Annotated in this window: 20 protein-coding genes; 17 read left to right on the forward strand and 3 right to left on the reverse strand. The window is 58.8% G+C overall.

The genetic code is table 11. From position 1 onward, the window contains the following. A partial coding sequence (locus tag K9B33_RS19510; RefSeq protein WP_224550758.1) for a HEPN domain-containing protein occupies window positions 1–786 on the forward strand: 786 nt, incomplete at its 5' end. Here the strand turns inward: K9B33_RS19510 and K9B33_RS19515 are convergent. Further along, complete coding sequence (locus K9B33_RS19515) at window positions 783–1,178, reverse strand: polyketide cyclase (protein ID WP_224550759.1); 396 nt, start codon at window positions 1,176–1,178, stop codon at window positions 783–785. The genes K9B33_RS19510 and K9B33_RS19515 overlap by 4 nt on opposite strands. A 396-nt stretch (window positions 1,179–1,574) precedes the next feature. Here K9B33_RS19515 and K9B33_RS19520 point away from each other — a divergent pair, with 396 nt between their 5' ends. The 4 genes from K9B33_RS19520 to K9B33_RS19535 all read left to right on the forward strand — a co-directional run bounded on the left by K9B33_RS19520 (window position 1,575) and on the right by K9B33_RS19535 (window position 4,226). Continuing rightward, window positions 1,575–2,177 (forward strand): hypothetical protein, encoded by a 603-nt coding sequence (locus K9B33_RS19520; protein WP_224550760.1) that lies wholly within the window; start codon window positions 1,575–1,577, stop codon window positions 2,175–2,177. Further along, window positions 2,120–3,520 (forward strand): DUF3363 domain-containing protein, encoded by a 1,401-nt coding sequence (locus tag K9B33_RS19525; RefSeq protein WP_224550762.1) that lies wholly within the window; start codon window positions 2,120–2,122, stop codon window positions 3,518–3,520. The genes K9B33_RS19520 and K9B33_RS19525 overlap by 58 nt, the downstream gene beginning before the upstream one ends. 95 nt (window positions 3,521–3,615) lie before the next feature. Further along, window positions 3,616–4,035: a CopG family transcriptional regulator gene (locus K9B33_RS19530; protein WP_224550764.1), complete on the forward strand. Its 420-nt coding sequence runs from the start codon at window positions 3,616–3,618 to the stop codon at window positions 4,033–4,035. After that, window positions 4,032–4,226 carry a helix-turn-helix domain-containing protein gene (locus tag K9B33_RS19535; protein ID WP_224550765.1) on the forward strand — a complete coding sequence of 65 codons (195 nt, stop codon included), beginning with the start codon at window positions 4,032–4,034 and terminating at the stop codon, window positions 4,224–4,226. Before K9B33_RS19530 ends, K9B33_RS19535 begins: the two co-directional genes overlap by 4 nt. Before the next feature lie 719 nt (window positions 4,227–4,945). Here the strand turns inward: K9B33_RS19535 and K9B33_RS19540 are convergent. Further along, complete coding sequence (locus K9B33_RS19540; RefSeq protein ID WP_224550767.1) at window positions 4,946–5,668, reverse strand: RES family NAD+ phosphorylase; 723 nt, start codon at window positions 5,666–5,668, stop codon at window positions 4,946–4,948. Further along, window positions 5,649–6,038 carry an antitoxin Xre/MbcA/ParS toxin-binding domain-containing protein gene (locus K9B33_RS19545; protein ID WP_224550768.1) on the reverse strand — a complete coding sequence of 130 codons (390 nt, stop codon included), beginning with the start codon at window positions 6,036–6,038 and terminating at the stop codon, window positions 5,649–5,651. Before K9B33_RS19545 ends, K9B33_RS19540 begins: the two co-directional genes overlap by 20 nt. Window positions 6,039–6,190: 152 nt before the next feature. On the opposite strand from K9B33_RS19545, the gene K9B33_RS19550 reads away from it, so the two are divergent. From K9B33_RS19550 to K9B33_RS19605, 12 genes are all read left to right on the forward strand, one after another. Continuing rightward, complete coding sequence (locus K9B33_RS19550) at window positions 6,191–6,907, forward strand: hypothetical protein (protein ID WP_224550769.1); 717 nt, start codon at window positions 6,191–6,193, stop codon at window positions 6,905–6,907. Window positions 6,908–6,938: 31 nt separating this feature from the next. Then, entirely contained in the window at window positions 6,939–7,337 is a 399-nt protein-coding gene (locus K9B33_RS19555; protein ID WP_224550770.1) for a putative metal-binding protein, read from the forward strand. Then, the gene (locus K9B33_RS19560; RefSeq protein ID WP_224550772.1) at window positions 7,334–7,807 is read left to right on the forward strand and encodes a Mov34/MPN/PAD-1 family protein; all 474 of its coding nucleotides are present in this window, start codon (window positions 7,334–7,336) and stop codon (window positions 7,805–7,807) included. Before K9B33_RS19555 ends, K9B33_RS19560 begins: the two co-directional genes overlap by 4 nt. Beyond that, window positions 7,804–9,174 (forward strand): ThiF family adenylyltransferase, encoded by a 1,371-nt coding sequence (locus K9B33_RS19565; RefSeq protein ID WP_224550773.1) that lies wholly within the window; start codon window positions 7,804–7,806, stop codon window positions 9,172–9,174. The genes K9B33_RS19560 and K9B33_RS19565 overlap by 4 nt, the downstream gene beginning before the upstream one ends. A gap of 467 nt (window positions 9,175–9,641) precedes the next feature. Beyond that, window positions 9,642–10,649 carry a nucleotide kinase domain-containing protein gene (locus K9B33_RS19570; protein WP_224550775.1) on the forward strand — a complete coding sequence of 336 codons (1,008 nt, stop codon included), beginning with the start codon at window positions 9,642–9,644 and terminating at the stop codon, window positions 10,647–10,649. A 112-nt stretch (window positions 10,650–10,761) separates the two neighbouring features. Further along, window positions 10,762–11,433 (forward strand): dCTP deaminase domain-containing protein, encoded by a 672-nt coding sequence (locus K9B33_RS19575; protein WP_411974042.1) that lies wholly within the window; start codon window positions 10,762–10,764, stop codon window positions 11,431–11,433. 23 nt (window positions 11,434–11,456) lie between these two features. Next, complete coding sequence (locus tag K9B33_RS19580) at window positions 11,457–11,984, forward strand: hypothetical protein (protein WP_224550778.1); 528 nt, start codon at window positions 11,457–11,459, stop codon at window positions 11,982–11,984. Continuing rightward, window positions 11,981–12,610: a uracil-DNA glycosylase gene (locus K9B33_RS19585; protein WP_224550779.1), complete on the forward strand. Its 630-nt coding sequence runs from the start codon at window positions 11,981–11,983 to the stop codon at window positions 12,608–12,610. Before K9B33_RS19580 ends, K9B33_RS19585 begins: the two co-directional genes overlap by 4 nt. Window positions 12,611–12,639: 29 nt before the next feature. Then, window positions 12,640–14,301 carry a hypothetical protein gene (locus K9B33_RS19590; RefSeq protein ID WP_224550855.1) on the forward strand — a complete coding sequence of 554 codons (1,662 nt, stop codon included), beginning with the start codon at window positions 12,640–12,642 and terminating at the stop codon, window positions 14,299–14,301. 130 nt (window positions 14,302–14,431) lie between these two features. Further along, window positions 14,432–14,893 carry a hypothetical protein gene (locus K9B33_RS19595; RefSeq protein ID WP_224550781.1) on the forward strand — a complete coding sequence of 154 codons (462 nt, stop codon included), beginning with the start codon at window positions 14,432–14,434 and terminating at the stop codon, window positions 14,891–14,893. A 9-nt stretch (window positions 14,894–14,902) separates the two neighbouring features. After that, window positions 14,903–15,529 carry a hypothetical protein gene (locus tag K9B33_RS19600; protein WP_224550782.1) on the forward strand — a complete coding sequence of 209 codons (627 nt, stop codon included), beginning with the start codon at window positions 14,903–14,905 and terminating at the stop codon, window positions 15,527–15,529. Window positions 15,530–16,289: 760 nt separating this feature from the next. Next, window positions 16,290–17,084 carry a hypothetical protein gene (locus tag K9B33_RS19605; protein WP_224550784.1) on the forward strand — a complete coding sequence of 265 codons (795 nt, stop codon included), beginning with the start codon at window positions 16,290–16,292 and terminating at the stop codon, window positions 17,082–17,084. Window positions 17,085–17,466 lie beyond the last annotated feature (382 nt).

A 17,466-nucleotide genomic window follows, 5' to 3' on the forward strand; every position in this document is an offset into this window, starting at 1 on the left:
CGCATCCTCAAGATCATCCTGTTTGGCAGCTATGCGCGCGGCGATTGGGTCGAGGACCCGGTGGGCCGCTATTTCTCCGACTTCGATATCCTCGTCGTGGTGAGCGGCGAGGATTTCACCGACGGCGCGGAGTTCTGGATGAAGACCGAGGCGAAGTTGCTCGACGCGCTTGCCGATGGGTCACGCCTGCGCACTCAGGTCAGCCCGATCTACCACAGCATCGATGACGTGAACGCCCAGCTGAAGCTCGGCCGTTACTTCTTCATGGACATCGTGCGCGATGGCATAATCCTGTTCGAGGAGCCGGATCATCCGCTGGCCGAACCGCAGCCGTTGACGGCAAATCAGGCGCTGCAGGAGACGCAGGATTACTTCGACGAGTGGTTCGAGAGCGCCCGGAGACGATTTGAAATTGCAACGGAAGACCTTGCGAAAGGCTACCTGAAAGAGGCTGCCTTCGACCTTCACCAAGCCACCGAACGCTTCTATCACTGCCTGTTTCTGGTCCGCACTTTATACAGCCCCAAGACCCACAATCTGAACCGTTTGCGCTCCCAGACCGAGCAACTTGAGCCGCGTCTTGCCGCCGTCTGGCCCGCCGAGACCAAGTTCGAGCGGCGCTGTTATGAACTGCTGCGCGCGGCCTATGTGAAGGCGCGATACTCACGCCAATATGTCATCACGCCCGAGCAACTGGCGTGGCTTAGCGAACGGGTCGCGCTGTTGCAGGACCTTATCCGCGAGCTTTGCAGCGCGCGGATCGAGGACCTCGCCAAGGCCGCCTAGCCCTCGATTAGCGCCTTCAATTTCTTCAAATCCCGCATCACCCATTTGACGTCCGCCGAGAAGCGTTCGTCATCCATGTCGGGCTGTCGAAACAGCGTCAGCAGGACCTCGGCCCCGTCGCCATTGGCGATGATCCGCATCGGGATAGCGATGGCGGCACCGCTGCCCGTATCGACCCAATGATCCATGATTCCATGGTCATTATGCGGCGTGAACCGGATGCGGATCGGCCCGTCCGCGCCATCGGCAAGCCACGCATCGCCCTCTTGTCGAAGGTCGGATTCGGCGAGACCCGACGCCCATTTGGTGAAATATTCCGGTCGCCAGATCCATTCATAGAGCGCCTGCCAACTATGGTTGATCGACACGCTCAACGTGCGTGATGGCAGCATTTTACTTTCCCTCTGGCTCTTGCATCCGACGCTTTTTCCAGCGTCCCAAGCTATCCCGTGCGCGCTACGGCCCTTGCGGTGTGACCGCAAGGATCATGCGGACGATCCGCAGGCCCACTGCGCCGGGGCTGGTCGTCGGCGGCTGCGGTGGGGAATGTCCATAGGCGTCCGAAGAGGTGGATTCGGGGGGATAGAAGGGACGGCAAGATTAAAGCGCTGCCTCCATGGGGCAAGCGATCGGGCGTCTGCACAGGCTTTGCAATGGAGGCATGGAAAGCGCCTTGCCTCCTAAGGTAGCGGGTAGCCCGGTATTGCTGGCGTCTGGTTGGAGGCCCTTGAACGGGGCTATGGGGCCTGCCCATCCTCTTGTCCTTTACGGACCAAGAGGAGGACAGGATGCCCGACGACGACTTCGAACTCTGGCTCGGTCGCATTGGCGCGAAGGATCGCAGCGTCGGCCAGACCCTTGCCCGTGCCCGCCGTGCGGGGGGTATGGCGAGCGCCAAGGGCCGCCGCTTCACCGGCGCTGCGATCGGGCGCGGCGCGGGCGTCGGCCGCGTGCTGGGTGCATCGCAGCGCATGTCTGGCCTGCGCGCACGGCGCGTCGTCGTGAAGGCGCGGATCGTGAAGCTCGGGGGCAAGGGCATGGCCGCCGCCGCGCACCTGCGATACCTGCAGCGCGACGGCACCACCCGCGAGGGCGAGCGCGGCGCGCTCTACGGCGCGGATGTCGACAGGGTCGATGAAAAAGCCTTCCTCGCGCGCGGGCAAGGGGATCGCCACCAGTTTCGCTTCATCGTCGCGCCCGAAGATGGGGCGGAGTATGAGGATTTGAAACCCCTGGTCCGTCGCCTGATGAGTCAGGCGAAAAAGATCTGGGCACAAGGCTCGACTGGGTCGCGGTCGATCACTTCAACACCGGCCATCCCCATAGCCATGTCATGCTGCGCGGCGTGGACGAGCGGGGCAAGGATCTGGTCATCGCCCGCGACTATCTGACCCAGGGCCTGCGCAGCCGCGCAGAGGAACTGGTGAGCCTCGACCTTGGGCCGCGTACAACCCATGAGATCATGGCGGCGCAGGACCGCGAGATCGGCCAGGAGCGGTTTACCGGCATCGATCGCCGCCTGCTGCGCGAAGCCAATGGCGATTGCCAGTTGATGGTGACCGCCAGCGAGCCACGCGAACATGCCCTGCGCATCGGCCGCCTGCGCACGCTCGAACGACTTGGCATCGCCAGCGAAGGCAAGGCCGGCCAATGGACGCTCGATCCTGACTTTGAACCAACCCTGCGCCGGATGGGCGAGCGTGGCGACATCATCCGCACCCTGAACCGCGCCCTGCGCGAAGCGGGCATCGCCCGGCCGCCGCAGGACCATGCGGTGTTCGACAGCCGCGACCCGTTAGCCACACCGATCATCGGCCGCCTGGTGGCGACCGGCCTGTCGGACGAACATCGTGACCGCCGCTACATGATTATCGACGGCATCGATGGCCGCAGCCATTATGTCGATATCCGCGAAGACCAGTCCGTTCATGCCAAGGGCGCGATCCTGCGCCTCGCGCCCCGTCCGGCCGAAGTCCGCACCGTGGATCGCACCGTTGCTGCCATCGCCAGTCAGCATGACGGCAAATACAGTGTCGAGATCCACCTGCGTCATGATCCCGCGATGAGCGAGAGCGGCGCCCAGGCCCATGTCCGTCGCCTTGAAGCCATGCGGCGTTCGATCGGCAGGCCCAAGCGCTTGGTTGACGGGACATGGCAGATCGGCCCCGACCATCTCGCCGACGCGCTGGTCCATGAGCAGCGACAGGGGCTTAAAGCACCGGTGATCATCGAGACGCTGTCGCACAGGCCGCTCGAGCAGTTGCCCGCCCATGATGGCGAGACATGGCTCGACCGCCAGCTCACCTCTTCCACGCCCGAGCCCTTGCAGCGCGGCTTTGGGGCAGAGGTGCGCGGGGCGATGCAGCAGCGGCGGCAATGGCTGGTTGAACAACAGCTGGCCGAGGGCGACGAAGGGGCCACGCGCTATCGTCGCAGCATGTTGCAGGTGCTCCAACGTCGCGAAATCTATCGCGTGATCGCGGGCATCGAGCAGGACACCGGCCTTGTCCATCGCCAGCCCCATGCTGACGCGCCGATCGAAGGCATCTATCGCCGCGCCGTGGAGGTCGGCGACAAACGCTATGCGCTGATCGAGCACGCCCAAGAGTTCAGCCTCGTGCCCTGGCGGCCCGTGCTCGAGCGCGCGGTCGGCAAATCTGTCTCGGGCATTATGCGGGGCGAGGGCATCAGCTGGACTATCGGCGCCCGGGCGCGGGGATTGGGCATCAGTTGAACGAGCCGGCCTTGGATGGCCCCGGGCGGCACCAGCGAGCCTCTGTCCATTGGCGACCGCAGGCGCGATCCTGGCAGGCGAAAGGATCGTCCGCCGTGAAGACGTTCAAGACCCGCCATCAATTCTACCTGCCCGACGCTCTGTCGGCAAAGCTCGAGGCGCTGACCGCTGCGCCGGGCGCATCGAAGACGACCATCCTCACCGACGCGCTCACCGCCTGGCTCGAGCGCAAGGCAGGCAACGAACTCGACCAGCGCTTCGGACCCCGGCTCGACCGGCAGAGCCGCGCCGCCGAGCGGCTCGAGCGCAAGGTCGATGCGCTCACCGAAATCCTTGGTCTGTTCGTCCAACATCAGCTGACCCTGGTTGCCCATCAGCCCGCGTTCGATCCCGAGACCGCGCAGCTTGGCCGCGTGCGCTACCAGCGGTTCATGGAACTGGTGGAACGGCGGCTTGGCAAGACCGTCGAACCCGAGCGCCTGCCGCCCGCAAACAGCAAGGGGATCAAGCCATGACTCTCGAACCCACACCTGAGCGGATCACGGTCCGCATCAAGGAAGCCTGCCGCATTACCGGTATCGGTCGCTCCAAGCTCTATGAGCTGATTGCCGAGGGCGAAATCGACATCGTCAAGGTCGGGGCCATGACGTTGATCCCGGTCGATAGTCTCAAGGCCTTGACCCAAGGCCGTCGGCAGCGACGGTGAACAGCCTCGCGTCAGGATCGGGCGCTGCCTTGCATTGAATGTGAGAAGGGACGCCCTATCTATGTCCTGTCACTCTTCCCCCCTTGAGTGACACCTCCCTGAACTTCGGCCCCGTCAGCGCATCGCGCGGCGGGGCCTCTTTTAATGCATCAATAATGGTCCTCAACTAGTCGCTAGGCTACTTTTCATTTTGATTTTGATGGCATTAGCAGTGAGGAGTTTTGATTGAGCCTGAACATGCATTGCGCTACGAACAATAAGAGAACAGTCTGGTTTTTCCGGCGCGGCTGATCAGAACGGGAGCTACCAATGCCGAGATGGTTACGTGCTATTGTTCGCTTTCTTGTTGGGCCGGCGCGGGAAATCAACGCCTCGACGCTTCCTTCGAAACCCGCAACTCCCCCAGCGATAGCGACGCGCCGGGCGCATCAGCCCCGCTACCCGCTTCGATCCCTTGCCCGCCATCGCGGGGATGGAAAGCCTCCCCGCTTGCAGTGGAAGCCAAGCCATCCTAGCACGATTGCGCGCTTCAAGGCCGAGGTAACATGCTCCCAAGGGCACGGCATCACCTTACGTGATCATACGATCGAAGCCGATGGGCGGGTCGTACCAAGTATCGTATGCAAACAACCCAAGTGCAGCTATCATGAGGTGGTCCGCCTTGAAGGGTGGGATGCCGGAAGGATTCCTGCCAAACCAGCGAAATCCAACATACGCACCTAGGCGGCGATGCAGTCTGCTTCGCCTCGGAGGTCGATGGTTTTGATCTCCGTCCCCGCCGCATCGAATGAGTACAGGGTAGCGATTCGGTCTCCATTCCACATAAAGCGAAAGTGGACGGTCTGTATCGCTCGCCCAAGCACCTGAGCGTTCACGATCGAGATGGCCGTGGCAGTCGGGCGTTCGATCGGTCGATAAAGGATGCCGTGCGCACCTTCAGCCAGCTTTGCTCCCAGTTCCCGACCACACAATTCCAATTCTTTGGGTTCGAGCGATCTAAGATCCACGAAGCGACCGTCCACAGGCGTCTTGAGCATTCGCATATCCAGGCCGGTCGCGGGTTCGCGGGTGTAGCCGAGAAAGCGTTCTCGACGCGCCACTGACACCGCGAGTGCCGTCTGACGGTCGGTCGCAACCTCGAGACAGGGCGTCAATTCGTCAAAGAAGATGCTGCCATCAGGATTGCCATAGGCGAATGGGGCATGATTCCAATTTTGAAGCCGTGCCGATGTATGGGGATCCTCACCGGCCAGGTCGGCAATGCGCTCCTGGGCCTTGAGCCTGGGGTTTGTCAGATTTTCGACTTCGACGAGATCAGCTATTTGGTCATTGGCGACCAGGCCCTCGTATACGGCCACCGGAGGGAAGCGAGACGGAATGAGCCGATAGGTCTCGCCGCTCCACGGGACGATGGGTCCAAGATCAACCGCCACGCTGCGCATCCAGAAATCTCCGAACCTTGTAGATGCTCATCATTGTGCCCTCCAAAAGTACGTCGAGCGCACTTGCGTCGTCGAAGTATCGGTTCGGTCGCCTTATCCATTCCTCCGCCTGATCGTCGACCGTGAAAAGTATCCGAAGCGATTTCCAGATGCCCAACAGATGGGAAAGCCGCTCCAGGGTGTCGGCAGGCAGGTTGCCGCCTTCCTTCTTCCATTTGAAGAACGTCGAGCGGCCGGGTGATCCTAGAAGCAGGATTTGCTCATCGGTCGAGAGATTCCACCGTTCGGCCATGCCGAAAAAGGCCTCTAATTCGACCGGAATCCTTGATCGCCCGGCGCCCATCTGGGCGTCGGGGGCGTGCGTGACCATGACAAAACACTCCTTGTCTATAAATGGACTTGACGCGCAATATAGTCCCGATGCATACTTAGTCCAGATCGAGACTCATGAGGCATTTTAGTCTGAATGATGCGATCGTCAAGAGTCGCGGCGCTTTTGTCGTGACAACGGAGTAATGCAGAATGGATACCCTCGATTCCGGGCGGGTTCGCCCCGACAATCACCTCGAAGTCAACGGCACCATGGTGCGCTTCGATGACGATCTGATCGAAACGCGTGAGGCATTGAATGCCGCTGGCTTCACGCCCGCCAGCGAACATGTCGCGATCCTCGTCGAGAAGGGGCGCACGCATCTCTTCCTCGGCGAAGACAAGATCAGGCTTTCTGACCATCCGCACGCTGCGCTGCGGGTTTTCCCCTCCGGTGAGTCCTTCTCCTTCACGGTGAATGAGATCGGACAGATCTGGGGCACCGACATCATGGAGACTGACGAGTTCCACTCGATCTGGTCGCCGCCCAGCGGCCATGAGTGGGTTCTGGAGCGCGAGGACGAGCCTGATGTTGTCCTGACGGCAAGCGGCACACTGTCGCTGTGTCCTAAAGGCGTCGAACATATCGTCTCCCGCCCGAAGCATGGGGTCGGCAAGCTGCTGGTCACGGTTCTGACGACGAGCGGCATCTTCCCCGCTGAGGGGGCGCTGAAGGTCAAGGACAGTGAGCTGATTTCCTCGGTGCTAGAAAAGGCGGCGCGAAAGCTGGGACTGACCGAAACCACCGATTGGGTTGCCAGTGTAGCCGGCACCGATGTGGCCATCTCGCAGACCTTTGCCCAGGCGGGGCTCAGCGGGACGATCGAGTTGGACTGGATGCCTCTGGAAGGCGGCGGCGGCGATGCTTGAGGCACTATCGAGGTCGGCATTCGAGGCGGACATGGTCCGCCTCGATCTGGCAGCCGTCAAACGCTGGGGCTGGACAGTGGTCAGCAGCGAATACCCCGTTTTCGATGTGATCTTCGATCATCCGATTGCCGCGCCGCTTCGGCTCCGCCTCGATTGCAGCCGGTGGGATGAATTTCCGCCCAGCATCGAATTGCTGAAGGCTGACGGCACCCCCGTAGTGGCCGCACCGCCTAATGTCGGGGGCGTCTTTCACCCCGGACACCACCCAATAACCAACCGCTTCTTCGTCTGCATGCGGGGAGCGCAGGAATACCACACGCACCCGAGCCACGTGAATGAACTGTGGTCCAGCCATCGGGGAAAGTCGGGAAACGACCTCATCGGCATCGTCTCCCAGTTGTATCGCGCATGGAAGAAGGCAGTAGGATGACGACGATCAATTGCTCCCTTCAGACGCTCGATCAGACGATCGACGTCCTTCGCGCGGGTGGCGCCGTTGGCGAAGAGCAGGTGGTGCTATGGCTTGCGCCGCTTTCGGCGGTCCGGCCGCCCTACCCGATCGTGGAGGTCTACAGGCCGAACCAGATCACTGATGTCGACTACTTCAAGCTGCCGAGGGAAAGCCTGCGGGCGTTGATGACCCACCTGCGCGCGAAGCGTCTCAAGATTGTGGCGCAGGTCCACAGTCATCCGGGGCAGGCATTCCATTCCAAGGCGGATGATGAATGGGCGATAGTACGTCACGAGGGCGCGCTCTCTCTGGTTATTCCCAGATTCGCCGTCAGCACGACCCCTGCCAACTTTTTCGAGCAGGCTGCGACATACGAACTTTCCGCTCAGAACGAATGGGTGCGCGCGCCCAGTGGTGGTCCTTCCGGCCGGATCGGAGTGACGATGTGATCAACCCTCAGCAGGAAAACGCGAGGATGCTCGCATCGCTCATCGGTGTTAACGAGGATGAAGCCGCCGAACGTCTCGACCGCACGGTCCTCATCACATCTGCATCGGATGAAAAGAGCCAGAGCTGGGCTTCTGAGATCTGCGCATTGCTCGAGCGCACGATCAACGTCACGTTCGTCCCCTCCAACGACGCTGTGGTCGAACTTGTCGTCGGTGATGTCGAGGCACGAGCAACTGTCCTCCACCTTTACGGGTCGATCGACAGGCAAAAGGCGGTGATCGATGCAGAGCCGGTCAGCGTTTCCAACTCATCGCCTCATGGTTTGTTCGCCGCCATTGCAGCCTGCCAAGTCGCTGCGGCGACGCTCAGCAAAGCGATCGATTCGCAAGGTATCCCAGCAACAGCGCTTCCGCTGACTATCAGACTCACCGATCTTGGGATCACTGAATCCGCTCTGGAAACTTCGCTGAATTTGGAAGACGCGGTCCTAATTGGTGCGGGTGCTGTCGGTCACGGCTTCGTCCGCGCGCTACGCCACGTCCATGCAAAGGGCCTTATGCCGATCGTGGACCCAAAGAAGGTTGGCGGCGGCAACTTGAACCGATGCCTGTACCTTCAGGAGGCCGATGTTGGCGTCGATAAGGCAGTCGCTTTGACACGCAACGCGCAGGCCGATCTGCAATCCGTTACACTGCAACCCTTCGTCGGCGACTTTCACGAATATGTAGCATTGAATGGGATGCAGCACACCGTGATGGTGACAGTCGACAGTCGACGCGTTCGGCGGAGCATTCAGGCGGAAGTGCCGGGCAGGGTGTTCGATGCATCGACAACAGACATCCGTTCGGTGGTGGTCCATTCCCATGAACTTCCCACCGATAGAGCCTGCCTATCCTGTATCTATAAGCATGTGGATCTCGAGAATGTCCGTGAGCGCGCTATTGCAGACGGCCTTGGCATCGATATCGCCATGGTGAAAGAAAACCTGATAACGCCTGCGGCGGCTACTCTGATCGCATTGCGGTATCCGGAGCATCCTACCTCCGCATTCGTGGGTATGGCTTACGACAGTCTCTTTAAGCAACTCTGCGCTGAACAGGCGCTCAGTACCCCGGAAGGGCGCCAGGTTCTCGCCCCCTTTGCCTTCGTCAGTAACTTGGCCGGAGCGTTGATCGTATTAGAGATGCTGCGGTCCAAGGCTGGTCTTGCCGCCACCAACTACTGGCAGGTTGATCCTTGGGGTCGGCCCATCGATCGACTTCGTACATTGCGCTATCGCATTGCAGATTGCGAATTCTGCAGTAGGCCGCATGTGCGAGACTTCGTGGATCAAATTTGGGGGGCAAGTCCGCCAAAACCAATCTGATCAAGTGCGTTATGCACTTGCCATCTCGATCAGTGCACCAGAACGAGATGTCGACTCTATGTCAAGTTAACGGCAGAGGTCGAAGCACGTATAACCGCCGCCGCCCTAATGCAGCGTGCGCCACGCGCTTGGTGGCGTATGCGAGCCCGACCGCACGCTTTGCAAGATCAAGTCGATGCGTCCCCCTTGGCGGTTGCGATATGCTCAATTTATACGATTTACTTAGGCGGATGATTGATAAAGATATCTTAAATATAAGGCAAGTGCGGGAGGTTGGGCCAGAAACCAAGTAGAGTCGCCTAACTAAATCGTGGCCGTGCAAATCTTTCGATGCTGGCGTGCGGCGTGAGGCGAAGGTCGGCTACGGTGTTTGATCACTGGCCTGGTGGTGCTTGCAGGCAAACCCGCTATAACGCGTCACGCACAACCAATTGGCCCGCTCCAGCTTTGCAGGCTATCGAGGGAAAATGACGCTGTACGGCCCGATGGAAACGACGATTGTTTACGACAGCTATTGGCGCTTCGCGGCCGAACGGCTTGCGATATACCGGCGCCGGCTGGTCGATCCCGATGGGCCATGGACGGACGATGCGGTCTTGCGCGGATTTCGGTTCACCAACACCTATCGAGCGGCGGACAAGGTCAGCCAATATTTGATCCGGGAGGTTCAGTACAGGTCCGATCGCTCACAGGCACCGGCTGAACTCTTCTTCCGCACAATGTTATTCAAGCTGTTCAATCGCATTGAAACCTGGGAGCTCCTTGAACGTGAGTTCGGCACCCTGTCGTGGCAATCAGCCGATCTCGACGCGATCGCCCGGGTACTCGACACTGCTATGCAGCAGGGCAATCGGATTTATTCAGCGGCCTATATCATGCCCGCCCCGCGGCTCGGACAAGTACGCAAGCACGCTAATCATCTCGTCCTTTTGCGTCAGATGATGGAAGAGGGGATGCCGGGACGCATAGAACGCGCAACCAGCCTCGCTGCAGTCTATGATTCGTTGAAGCCATGGCCGGGGCTCGGTGGTTTCCTAGCTTTTCAGTATACAATCGATCTCAACTATTCATCGCTGCTCCCGTTTGACGAAGGCTCGTTCGTGGTGGCAGGCCCTGGCGCGCTTGATGGCATCGCCAAATGCTTTGTCTCGACGGGCGGCCGTAACGCAGAAGCTGTAATCCACGAGATGGTAGATATTCAAGAACGCGAGTTTGCGAGGCTTGCCATTGACTTCCACGGACTATTTGGCCGGCGCCTGCAGCCGATCGATTGTCAAAACCTATTCTGCGAGATCAGCAAATATTCGCGGGTCGCACATCCCGAGGTGCCGGGCCTGAGTGGAAGGACTCGGATCAAGCAGGGCTATGCCGGTCAAGGTGTCTTGCCGCGTCCGACCTTCCCGCCGCGCTGGAACCTGAGCGTACCCGAGATTATCCCGCGCGCAAGCGCCCCGCGCCAAGGAATGTTGCTGTGAGCGAACGAGACACGTTGGACACCAAAGTTGGCGTTTCTTCACTAGCAACTCAGCCGACGGCCGATGGGCTACCCGGGAGGCCGGGGGGCGAGGCGTCTGGAGCAGCCAGACGATAGCAGTACGCGCCGAGGCCGAACTGCTCATATGTGACGCGAAGGGCAAATCGGTGTTTGCCGCCGAGAAGCTTGATCCGGCAGGCTATCTTTTGACGATGGGCGGCGAAGTCTATGTGTCTCCTGCCAAGGCCGACAAAAAGGACAGTGTCCGATTGCTCAAGGATGACGAAGCCTTTTTCATCCCGCCCGGTCAGTTCGCGTTTCTGTTGACTGAGGAAGTCGTGAAAGTGCCGGATGACGCCTTCGCATTTATTGCGCTTCGATCAAAGTCCAAGTTCAAGGGATTAGTTAACGTATCTGGATTTCACGCCGATCCGGGCTTTTACGGACGTCTCATTTTCGCAGTATTCAATGCGGGTCCAGGTGATGTCCATCTGCGGCGTGGGGATGCGCTATTCATGGTCACGTTCGCCGATCTCGACGAAAAGACGGCAAAGCCACGCCGAGATTTGAAGCCACAGCTTAACATTCCCACAGACATCATTCTGCCGATCGCAGGTGAAATTCAGTCGCTGGCCGGGCTTAAGGCAAACATCGACGATGTCGAACGAGAGTTTGATGAACGCTTGCACGCGATCGAGCGCGATGTTGCTATTTTGCGATGGGCACTAGCTCTGATGCTCGGCGCGGTAGTCACGCTGGTGGTACGCATGCTGATCAGGCCGTAGCGCGCCTCGGACAAGGAACGTTGATGATCGATGAGAAGGAACTGAAGCGATTGCGCAGCGCCGAGCGGTTGCGGCGCGGTGTGGCGACCGGCGTGGCCGCTGTGGCCGCGGTTATCTCTGTTATAATGGTCCTTTGCCCAGGCAACTCACAGGAGCCAAGTGCGATCAGATTGCCCATTCTGGCAATGATGATGTCGATCGGGATTGTCGTAGGTGCCCGTGCGTTGGAAGGTGCGCCGGAGAGCCAGGGCGGGGGTCGGCGCGATGCGACCGCGGTCTCAGCGGCCAGCCTAGTGAAACTTTGGCTCACGAGCTTTATCGCGCTGGAGGCGGCATTCATCATCGCAGATTTGTCGAGCAGAATGGAAGATCTGGGGAAAAAGCCGCTGGCTGAGGCTGGCACGGTCAAGGTCTCTGGAGAGCCTGTTGTGACCGAGATTGCAAGACGCCGTGAGGTCCAAGTGAGTAACACCGAGGAGGCGGGGCACGTGGCCGATGCTTCGGCGGACAACGCGAAAGCCGACGGCAGGGCGAATGAGGGGGAACAATGACACTGACCAGATTCGGGCCGGCGGAAATCGTCGCGCGGCTGGCGCAGTTGCGCTTCCGCGACGTGTTTAACCCCTATACTGATCGATGCGCTACCTATGACCTGCCCAATGCAGCGGAAATCCGTCGCGCAAACCTACTGTGTACTTTTGAGGCTGCATTGCGCGGCGTTGACGATCTCTGGATTGCCCTTGAACCCGGTCATCGGGGCGCGCGCCGCACCGGGCTCGCTATGACCGACGACCGGCATCTCAGCGATCATGCAGAGCTCTGGGGCCTTTCGGAAATCAAACGCGCCACCGCCGGGGGACCTGATACCGAGCAAACTGCCAGCATTGTGTGGGATGCGGTGTTGCGGACAAAACGCCGCGTGCTTTTATGGAATGTATTTCCCCTTCATACCCATCAGCCCGGCGTGCCTCTTAGCAACCGGCGGCACACGGCAGCCGAGCTGACGGCTTGCCGCACTCTCACCCGTGATGTGATAGATATGGTGGTGCCGCATCGCATTGTCGCGATCGGCACAGAGGCTCATGGAGCTATGGCCGAAATGGGAGTCAATTGCGTGAAGGTGCGCCATCCAGCGCGTGGCGGCAAAGCCGCATTCCTTGACGGGATCGTATCTTGACGCACTCGCCAGTAGGCTCAGGCGTGCAGATGCGCCAGGCGGTCAACGATAGCATATTGACGATAGCCGACTATGCCTGGTTCGTTAGCGAAACTGACCAAGCCAAGGATAAGCCTGATGAACGGTTCGATATCGCTCTGTTCGGCTTGGTTGGCGAGATTGGTTCTCTAGTTACTGCAATCAAGAAGCGGTTGCTCTCGGCTGGGCGCAGAACCTGGGGCGTTCCCAACGACGAGATCGTCGAAGAACTGGGTGACTCGCTCTGGTATTGCTTCGCGATTGGTGCCGCATCAGGGATCGGCAGCGACTTTGTCGTCGCCGATGTGCGTTTGCTCCATACAGAAATTGCCGGGACTGACCGGCGCTCGGAGAAGATTCGAGAGGTGCTTGGGACAAATGGTGAACGATTCCTGCAAGATGCGCCGGGTTTCCTCACCGCAGCGGCGGAAGGATCTGCGACACTGGAGGAATTTCGCGAACTTGCCTTCCTCACCTCAAGGACGCGCGACGACCAGTTGGTCGAAGTTTGCTTAGCAGTGCTGCAGCAGCTGACGGCGGAACTCCTACGGGCAAAACTCCCCCCGATCGAAAAGGAACTTAACCTTAGCCTCCCGGATCGTCCGGTAGAGTTGGTACTGGCTGAAATCTTCTGGCATCTGTCGGCGATCGCCAGTCTCTATGGGCTCAATCTGAACGACGTCGCCTCGACCAATATCCTCAAATTGAACCGGCGTTTTAGGCGAGGGGAGCCGACGCCACTGTATGATAATGCCCGGCCGGACCACGAGCAGATTCCTAGGACGTTTGAGGTAACGTTCGTGACCGTCGCCCGCGGTCGCTCGCGTATGTATCTCAACGGGAAGCGGCTTGGTGATGATCTGACTGACAACGCCTATCACGACGATGGCTATCGCTTCCACGACGTGATGCACCTAGCATTCGCTGCCAAACTCGGATGGTCGCCAGTTCTGCGTAAGCTAATGGAGCGGAAACGCAGGAGCGATCCGAAGATAGATGAGGTCGAGGACGGTGCGCGTGCCAACATCGTCGAAGAAGCCGTCATCAACGCCATATATATCGAGGGAATGCGGGTCGCGGGCCTAACAGCGTCACGCTCCACCGCGCAGCCGCAGCGCTTGTTTGCTGACGCCAACGATATGTCGTTCGCATTTCTGAAGCGGCTCGAAGCACTTGTTACCGGTCTCGAAGTGGCGCCAGTGCATTATTGGGAATGGGAGGACGCGATTCTTAGCGGATTCGCAATTTTTAACGAACTGCGTACCGAGGGACGTGGAACGGTCTCCATTGATCTCAAGCAACGCAGCGTTAATTTCTCACCCTCGGTTTATCTGGATTTTGGAGGTCGTCTGGCTGGGATTGGCGTAGCCGATGCTGACGGTTCAAATATTTTAGGTGTGGAGCTCGACGACCGCGAGCTTCAATTGGTAGCAGACGCTGGCCTCGCGGAAGTAATGGCGCGACGCGAGGCAGCCCGGATCGCACTTGGTCTCGATCCTGCTGCGCGTAATGAGCTGAGCTTGGGCGGCTGGCGCGGGGACATTCTCGACGTGCGGACGCGCGGCGCTGCACGCGACGCTATGTGGCGAAAAGGAATCGTCACCTTCCGCGCAACCGCGACCTCAAGGGGAACGGTGTGTTCGGCGAGCGTAGTGGCGTTATCAGACGATTAATCTACAGCTTCTTACGGCAAATCTTGCGGTCTGCGTATCAAACCCTCTTACCACACAGCATCCCGTGTTCGGAAGAATAAGGAAGAGTAATAACTTCTGGAACCAGCGGTATCGAAGCGGACGGGAGAAAATGGTGGCGCAAGAATTTGAAATCGTGAAGCGCTTCGACGGTCGCATCTTTGTCGTCCTCCATACCGCATGCACCATCGATCAAAGCAAAATCCTCGAACTATTGCGCGATGCGGGTGCGGATCTGTCCGTAGTGGTGTTTATCAAACCCGAAGATGTGCAGGATACATCTTATCTAGATGGCTCCTCGGTCATTATCCCATTAGATGAGGCAACCTGCGCTTTGCCTGAGCTGGAAGTGGCTGCGCGTCAATGCAACCAATCGGGCGGTGACATCGTGGTGGTGTTTGGCGAAGGTTTTCCCTATTCCGACCTGCATCCTATAGCCGAGAAATATGGCACCCAGTGCGGCTGGTCGGCAGACCTGCTCAGGATACGGATCGCCGGTGGCGGGGGTGATGATCCACGTGACGCATCCGGTGTTCCCGTCGACCGGCCCGAAGCAGGGCAGGTGAAGTGTTAGGAGCACGGCTTGGGCACTCGGACATATCGCCTTGATCATGATCTTGGCTTTGCACCCAACCCGTTCTTCGGCTGGTGTACATTGGCGTGCTGCATGCCTCAGATCCGCCAACATGCGCATGAAGGCGACATCATCATTGGCATGGCCGGTTCTGCCAAGAACGGCCTAGGGCGCATCCATCCACGGGTAATCTATTGGATGCGCGTCGATGAAGCGTTGTCGTTCGATCAATATTGGCATGATCCGCGCTTCGCCCGAAAAAAGCCTCAAATCCCTGGACCAAAGAGTTATATGGTTGGTGATCGCACCTATCGCCATGAAGGAAGCGATCCAGCGTGGCAATTCGAGCACTCGATGCATTATCTACCGCATGCGAAGCAGGCCGATGGCGGCCACGCCGCGCGAGATACCAAGGTCGATCGCATCCTGGTCGGCGAGGATTACACCTATTGGGGTGGCTTAGGACCGATCGTTCCCCAGCATATCATGAGCCTGTTTCCAAACCCACGTGGACAAAAATGCCCGGCAGATGGCGCTTTGCTCCAAGAGCTTCACCAGCTGATTGATATCACCAACCCCAAGGGACTGGTCGGCGACCCGGCGGACTGGGATAATCCCCGCTACTTCAAGTCGTAATTATACGGGCGTCGATTACGGCCCCTTTGGCGCACCGGCGATCACAGAGAAGCCGTGCGCAATGGTCACGCGGCCCGTTAGTGTGGCGTTTGGAAAGCGGACTGTAAGCACCTAGAATGAAAAATTTGGCGGCTGAACGACCTACAAGGGATTTAATACTGCCCAAAAGTGACGCTAAAGCTGTTCAAATGGGAACCGAACCGGTGTTCAAAACGTGAAGATTTCTCAGTCTTTGGAAGCAAGCGGCCGGAGATGGACACCCCATGTAAAATTATTGTATGATATCATGAGCTTAGTTAAGGCTTGGGGTTACTATTTATGCTGCGTGGTATAATTTGCGGTATCTCATTGCGGCTGCTGAGCAACCAAGAATTGAAATCAAATATTTATTTGATCTCTTGGGTTCCGTCCCCGGCACCATTTTTCAAAGTCTTACAGATATTTTGACGTCGAGCCCTCTTTTTGGGGCATCTATAGGGCAGCAGATCCTCGTAATCAGCGAATCCTAGATTCGAGCCCTAGTGCGTCCACCACCTTTCAATGACTTAGATATGAGGCCGGGCCAGCGCCTATGCGCGGGGTCCCATTGGGGTATCAGGCCCTATCGAGCGCATTTTCGTCGCAACCCGGCACGATCGGCTCAAAAACACTCGCCGTTCCGCGAGGTATGTCGGTAATCAGGTGACTCACGGATAGAAGACTTTGACACCCTTGCCGACGATGTGGCTATGGTCTCAGCCACCTACCGGAGGGGGCAGCAGTGAAGAATTACTATCGGATCATGCTTGGAAGAAAGAGCGTTCACGCACAGGCGTGCTTCGAGGGTGGTTTTACCGGAACGCATTTCGATATTCACGAAGACCTGTCCGACAAGCTGCCCGAGACGTGGCGGCCTTTCAACGCGGCCTATGTGCCGATCTATCTCGAAATTCACCCCGATAAGAGCAAGGTCGCTGCAGGTTTGGCGTGCGGAGCGATCTGGACAGTATCGAAGGGGTTGCGGCCGGGCGATGTCATCCTCTCCCCCGATGGGGCCGGCCGTTATCGTGTGGGCGAGATTGAAGGGGAATATTGGTACGCGGAAAGCCAAATCCTGCCTCATCGTCGCAATGTCCGCTGGTATGACATCCACGTCGACCGGTCGGCGATGAGCGATGCGCTGAAGAACTCTACTGGTTCGATCGGGACTGTCTCGAACATCTCCGGACACGCGCAGGAGATTGAGGCTTTGATCGGCGGATTGCCTGCACCCGCCGTAGCGCCGGTCATGACGAGCGAGGGGCTTGTCGAGGACCCTGTGGCTTTCGGCATGGAAAAGCATTTGGAGGATTTCCTCGTCGCCAACTGGGCTCAAACCGAACTGGGCCGCGACTTTGACATTTTCACCGATGAGGGTGAGATTGTCGGTCAGCAATATCCGACAGATACGGGCGCCCTGGACATTCTGGCGATAAGTAAAGATCGCAAGCGCCTGCTCGTCGTGGAACTGAAGAAGGGCCGCGCAAGCGATGCCGTCGTGGGTCAAAAGCCCGCCAATTTTTCCTCGCCGTTATGAAACGGTGCGCGACCTGATCGATCGCCCCAGTCATCACCTTCGAGCGTAAGCGATGCCGCGTTGCGTCCATGGATATGCCGTCCGGAAATAGCGGGCATGAACATGCAGACGGCGGTCTGCGCCGACGCGCCAAAATGCCAAGCAAGCAAAGAGTATAATCGAACGATATCGATCTAATATTGACGAAGCCTAGAGGTAAGGGTATGCAAATCTAGGAGAACGAGCGCCGCAATAACGGCGCCGCCACTGCGAGGGGATAATGGGCGATGATCAAACTGCCAGCCGCACTATGCCCTGCCCGGATAAGCAGCGCGCTGATGTGCGTCGCCACCCAGGCCAAGGTGAGCCGTCCGCCGAGAAGGGCGCAGCAGAGACTCTCGAG

It is taken from the genome of Sphingobium sp. 3R8, assembly GCF_020166615.1.
In the GTDB taxonomy this organism is placed as follows: Bacteria; Pseudomonadota; Alphaproteobacteria; order Sphingomonadales; family Sphingomonadaceae; genus Sphingobium; species Sphingobium bisphenolicum.